Source organism: Massilia sp. P2_C2, assembly GCF_056404615.1.
Window position 1 is genome coordinate 1 of record NZ_JBFUDR010000419.1, and the last position, 4,302, is coordinate 4,302.

At 65.4% G+C, this 4,302-nt stretch carries 5 protein-coding genes; 3 read left to right on the top strand and 2 right to left on the bottom strand.

Annotated elements, in window-relative coordinates:
* Positions 1 to 18: 18 nt before the first annotated feature.
* Both AC1DYX_RS28450 and AC1DYX_RS28455 read left to right on the top strand, forming a co-directional pair.
* Complete coding sequence (locus tag AC1DYX_RS28450; protein ID WP_477265160.1) at positions 19 to 1,164, top strand: methyl-accepting chemotaxis protein; 1,146 nt, start codon at positions 19 to 21, stop codon at positions 1,162 to 1,164.
* A gap of 95 nt (positions 1,165 to 1,259) precedes the next feature.
* The gene (locus AC1DYX_RS28455) at positions 1,260 to 1,700 is read left to right on the top strand and encodes a hypothetical protein (protein WP_477265161.1); all 441 of its coding nucleotides are present in this window, start codon (positions 1,260 to 1,262) and stop codon (positions 1,698 to 1,700) included.
* Between the two features lie 130 nt (positions 1,701 to 1,830).
* Here AC1DYX_RS28455 and AC1DYX_RS28460 read toward each other — a convergent pair whose 3' ends face one another.
* Positions 1,831 to 2,670: a PhaM family polyhydroxyalkanoate granule multifunctional regulatory protein gene (locus tag AC1DYX_RS28460; protein WP_477265163.1), complete on the bottom strand. Its 840-nt coding sequence runs from the start codon at positions 2,668 to 2,670 to the stop codon at positions 1,831 to 1,833.
* A gap of 148 nt (positions 2,671 to 2,818) precedes the next feature.
* Here AC1DYX_RS28460 and AC1DYX_RS28465 point away from each other — a divergent pair, with 148 nt between their 5' ends.
* Complete coding sequence (locus AC1DYX_RS28465) at positions 2,819 to 3,961, top strand: DUF3108 domain-containing protein (protein WP_477265165.1); 1,143 nt, start codon at positions 2,819 to 2,821, stop codon at positions 3,959 to 3,961.
* Here AC1DYX_RS28465 and AC1DYX_RS28470 read toward each other — a convergent pair.
* A partial coding sequence (locus AC1DYX_RS28470) for an RNA-guided endonuclease InsQ/TnpB family protein (RefSeq protein ID WP_477265167.1) occupies positions 3,945 to 4,302 on the bottom strand: 358 nt, incomplete at its 5' end. The two genes, AC1DYX_RS28465 and AC1DYX_RS28470, sit on opposite strands and share 17 nt — an antisense overlap.

The following is a 4,302-nucleotide window of genomic DNA, read 5'->3' on the forward strand; positions in this document are numbered from 1 at the left end:
TGATGCAGGCGACCGGTGATGCAGGCGACCGGCCAGATCGCCAGCGGCGTGCACGGCGCCCGCGCCGAGGTGCTGGCGCGCGACGAACTGGGACAGGTGGCGATGGAATTCAACCGCATGGCCCAGTCCATCGAGGACAGCCAGGCCAAGGAACTGGCCGCCACGAACGAGCTGCGCGCCAAGGTCGATGCGCTGCTGGACGTCGTCTCCAGGGCCGCGCGCGGCGACCTGACGGGTACCGTCACCGTCCGCGGCGAGGATGCCATCGGCCGCCTGGGCGAAGGCCTGTCCACGATGTTCGGCAACCTGCGCAGCCTGCTGAACAATGTGCAGCGYGCGGGCATCCAGGTCACCACGTCCGCGACGCAGATCGCCGCGTCCGCGCGCGAGCAGGARGCGACGGGCATCGAACAGGCGCAGACGACCGTCGARGTGCTGTCGACGACGCGCGAGATCTCGGCCAACACGWCGCARCTGCTGCGCACGATGGAGGARGCGGGCCASGTCGCCGACTACACGACGTCCGCCACGGCCGAGGCGCAGGACAATCTCAGGCGCATGGACCAGTCGATGCAGCAGATGGTCACGGCCACCGACACGATCAGCGCCAAGCTCGCCACGCTGTCGGAAAAGGCCAGCAACATCAACAGCGTGCTGACGACSATCACCAAGGTCGCGGACCAGACCAACATCCTGTCGCTGAATGCCGCSATCGAGGCCGAGAAGGCCGGCGAGGCGGGCCGCGGYTTCGCCGTCGTCGCCAGCGAGATCCGGCGCYTGGCCGACCAGACGTCCGTGTCSACGTGGGACATCGAGCAGATGCTGAAGGAGATGCAGTCCGCSGTGTCGGCCAGCGTGATGGGCATGGACAAGTTTACCGAGGACATCCGCCGCAGCGTGGACGAGGCGCGYCACGTSGCCGAGCAACTGTCCGGCATGACGGAGCAGGTGGGCAARYTGGCRCCSCGCTTCGACCTCGTGCTGCAGGGGATGCAGTCGCAGGCCGTCGGCGCGTCGCAGATCACGGAGACGATGACGCAGCTGTCCGACGCCAGCCAGCAGACCGTCGATTCGCTCAAGGCSACGAGCGAGGCCGTGCACCAGCTGCAGTATGCCGCCACCGAYCTGCAGCAWACCGTGGCCACGTTCGCGGTTGCCCAATAAACCGGCCCGCGCGATGATGGTGGGTTTTCACATCGGCAGCAAGCGCTTCGCGCTGCCCCAGTAGCAACCATTTACATATTCACTGAGACAGCCACTTGATGCGCCCTACACCTATTTCTATTCTGAGCAAGCTTGGCGCCGGTATCGCGATGGCTTGCGTGATGGTCACTACCCATGCACAAGTGTCCGGCACACGTTGGCAAGTGCGCGTCATGGACTTGAAGCACCAGGTGAAGGTTGAAGGCACGATTCGATTGACAGATAGGCCTGAAACCGAATCCTGCATGGGAGGTCATTGGAAGAGCGCCGTCGTTGAGGCGAAGGCTGTCAGCGACGAAAAATTCTTTCCATTGACCGAGCCGCTGGCATACGAAATCGACGACGGCCACATCGCTCTCGGTCGAACCAGAATATGCGATGGATACTTATTCTTGAACGGAAAGCTTGGCAACAAGACCATTCGCGGCACATATCGTGCGCCAGGTTTTGGACGCAGCCAGAAACTGGGATATTTTTCGCTAACGAAAATCCAATAGCAGACTTGCGGGTCTTGAGCCGGCAGCCTCAGCGTTGCAGGCGCTTCCGGTCGTGGCAGGGCTGCCCGATGACCGGAGTCAACCGGTCATACGAGCCCAAGGATCAGGCGTGCGGTAGCGCGAAGGGGACTTACGGCGTCCCTTTGTCGGCCTTGGGCCGCCCGGCACGCCGGCCATTCCCCGTTTCGTGGCCAGCACTGCCATTCGGGGCCGCCGTACCGGCTTTCGCGGCAGGCTTGGGTGCCTCCACATTTGGCTCAGCACGGGCACCATCGGTCGCGGGCGGCGCAGAAGAGGCTGCCGCCGCGGCCGCAGGCGCCATCGCGCTGGCTACCGCCTGCGTAAATTGGTCCTGCAACATGTTCCACCACGCAACGGCGGCCGGCATCGCCATGGCAGCCGGGTTGTTCTGCACGTCCGGTGCGCCAGACGGCAGCGGTGTTGCCGTGCCCGGCTGGGCTGTGCCGCCACCCGCCGCGCCGGCAGTCTGCGGGCCTGGCGTGGCTTGAGCAGGCGCAGGTGCGGGAGCGGGCGGTGCCGGCGTACCCGGTTTCGCCGCCGTCGCGCCCGCGGCCGGCTTCGCGCCACCGCCACCCTGGCCCTGCGCGCCAAAGAAGGCCGCAAACGGATTGGCGGCCATCTTTTCCGCGCTGACGCCGGACTGGCGCATCGCCTCGGCCATCGAGGCACCCATCGTCCTCAGGGTCATCAGCGTGCCGCGCTGCACTTCCAGGGCCTGGATGCTTCCGCGCAGCATGGTGAGGTTCAGGTTCAGCCAGGACTCGACCGCTTTCAGGTCGGCGATGCGCTTGTCGAGGTCTTCGGGCGACATCGGCGGCGCGGCGAGCCCGGACATGCCGGGCATGCCGGGCAATCCGGTGCCGGGGATCTGCATCGATCCCCACAGGTTCTTGACGAAGTCCAGCGTGTCCGTCATGCCGGGCATGGCGGGTGCGGAAGGTTTCAGCATGGTGGTCTCCTAGTCGGCGGTCGCCGCTAGCGTAACAGATAAATAAGACTGGATGTAGATGCGGATGCAGGTGCGGCGGCGCGGGCGGACGGGCTACACTAGGCGGATGAGTCCTGCATACGCTCCCGTCCGTCCTCGCCGGCAATTGATGCTGGGCTTGCTCACGGTCGCGCTGCATGTGCTCGTGTTTCTCTGGTTCGCGCGCCAGGTCGGCCACGTGCCCGATCGGATTGCCCGCGCGGCGGCGCCGGCGCTGGACGCTGAACTGATCAATGCCCCCAGGCCGCCGCCACCGCCGCCGGTCCCGCCGCCGCAACCGGTGCTCGTGCAGCCGCCCGTGCCCGAGGTGAAGCCGGTGCCGGTCGAGCCTGCTGCTCCACCATCGGTCTCCGATGCAGGCACGCCTGCTGCGAACGCGTCCGACGCCACGGCGCCCGCTTTGACGCCAGAATCCGACGTTCTCGCCGCCGCCGGCAGCGCGGAACGGCAAACCGGGCAGGATGGCGCCGCTGCCGGCGCGGGCACCGTACAATCGAAACAGGATGCGAAACAGGCTACGGCGGCCCAGGCCCAGGCCCGGGCGGATACTGCGGCGAAACCGCCGCCCGCCGCGCCGGAAGCGCGTCACTACAAGGTCGATATGCCGCCTTCGGCCGACATCACGCTCGACGTCGCTCGCACGGACGCGAACGGCACGAAGTGGAGTGGCGACGCGCTGCTGTCGTGGCGGGTGACGCCGTCCAGCTACCGGGTCCAGGTGGAGGCCGGCATCCGCGTCATGTTCGCGCACGTGAACCTGCTTACCCTCGTCAGCGAGGGCACGGTTGGAGACGACGGATTCGTCCCCACCTTGATGACGGAGAAGCGGCGCGGGCGATCCATGACGGCGACGCACTTCAATCGCAAGGACGGCACGCTGACGTTTTCGGCTTCGGCGGCGAAGTATTTTCTGGTGCCGGGGGCGCAGGACAAGGCCAGTGTGCCGCTACAATTGACCGCCATTGCGCGCGGTGATTCGAAACAATTGTCCGGAAATATCGACATCCTTGTCGGCGAAGATCGCGACGCGAGCGTTTTTACCTTTACGGTGGCCGGACAGGAACAGATCGACACGCGCCTGGGCCGCATCGCCACCTGGCACCTGGTGCGGCCACCGAAACCCGGGTCGTATAGCTCGCGCCTGGAATTGTGGCTGGCGCCGGCTTATGGCTGGTATCCGGTGCAGATCCGTAACGTCGAGGCGAGCGGGGCCGTGACGGTCCAGACCGTGAAGACTATCGAGACTCATTGACGTCCTCCCCGCCCTGAAGGACGGGGATTCCTACAACTAGCGTCGCACGTCCGCGACGGAGAATGTTTATCGCAGCATTGGTATCGCGATCATGTCGACAACCGCAAACACTGCACTGCCACTCTCTTATTCCAAGGTCTGCGATACCTTTCGGCCGCGAATCGGGCATGGCGCCGCAATCCGAACAGACTCGGGAAGTCAATCTTTCATCGACTTCCTCGAACCACGCGCCATGCTTGACAGCCTTGTACGCCAGTTGATGTCGGAAGGTCGACCAGCCGGCATCGAGAACAGACTTCGCCATGCCGGTCCTGGCGAGTCTGGCGGCGGCGACATTGCCG

Bases quoted from the DNA above. Each gene is read 5' to 3' on its own strand.
- AC1DYX_RS28465 (WP_477265165.1), top strand. From the start codon at position 2,819: ATGCTGGGCTTGCTCACGGTCGCGCTGCATGTGCTCGTGTTTCTCTGG.
- AC1DYX_RS28460 (WP_477265163.1), bottom strand. From the start codon at position 2,670: ATGCTGAAACCTTCCGCACCCGCCATGCCCGGCATGACGGACACGCTG.